This is a genomic window from Vibrio sp. S234-5, assembly GCF_000960595.1.
GTDB lineage: Bacteria > Pseudomonadota > Gammaproteobacteria > Enterobacterales > Vibrionaceae > Vibrio.
The window spans coordinates 1-378 of sequence record NZ_JZAM01000231.1 but is presented as its reverse complement, the minus strand read 5'-3'; the positions used below and the strand labels follow the sequence as shown (position 1 = coordinate 378).

The following is a 378-nucleotide window of genomic DNA, read 5'->3' as shown; positions in this document are numbered from 1 at the left end:
GCGACGCACACGTTCACCGCCTGTCACCGTCTGTTGCAATGGAATGCGCAGTTCATGCTTAGACAAAATGAGTTCAGACGCTCGTACTGATTGGGATAACGCTTGGTACGTCTCGCTTTGAATCAAATGATAACAGCAAGGTGAAATCGTCATCGCCGCGATGCCGGCTTCACTTCCATATTCCATCAACCGAACATGAAGGTCACCACAAGCATGCAGTGCGACAGCATGTTGCGTCGGTTTGAATACTGCCTTGGTTTGAGGATCAAACGCGTCACCTTGGATAAAGGTCATTTTCCAATGATGTTCATTCGCGGCTTGTTGGCCGGAGTCGCATAACGCTTGTTGATATTCAAAACTGGTCACTGGTTGATTGGT

At 48.4% G+C, this 378-nt stretch carries 1 protein-coding gene; it reads right to left on the bottom strand.

Going from position 1 to position 378, the window contains the following annotated elements; genetic code table 11:
* Window positions 1-378: methyltransferase (locus UF06_RS14395; protein ID WP_045571061.1), on the bottom strand; the 378-nt coding region annotated here is incomplete at both ends.